The sequence below is a fragment of the Leifsonia sp. SIMBA_070 genome (genome assembly GCF_046534635.1).
GTDB lineage: Bacteria > Actinomycetota > Actinomycetes > Actinomycetales > Microbacteriaceae > Leifsonia.
Window position 1 is genome coordinate 1 of record NZ_JAWRYK010000761.1, and the last position, 246, is coordinate 246.

Below are 246 nucleotides of genomic sequence, written 5' to 3' on the forward strand. Positions count from 1 at the left end.
TGAGTCCGACCTGCGGGTCGACGTCTATCGGAGCTCGGGCAAGGGCGGGCAGGGCGTCAACACCACGGACTCCGCGGTCCGGCTCACCCACCTGCCGACCGGGATCGTCGTCACCTGCCAGAACGAGCGTTCACAGCTGCAGAACAAGGCCAGGGCGATGCAGGTTCTCGCGGCCCGGTTGCAGGCCGCTGCCGAAGAAGCCGCCAACGCCGAGGCCTCACAGGGCCGCGCCGCGCAGATCCGCAC

At 69.9% G+C, this 246-nt stretch carries 1 protein-coding gene; it reads left to right on the top strand.

Going from position 1 to position 246, the window contains the following annotated elements; genetic code table 11:
* The coding region (locus SB754_RS22290) for a peptide chain release factor-like protein (RefSeq protein ID WP_410784461.1) at window positions 1-246 on the top strand (246 nt) is incomplete at both ends.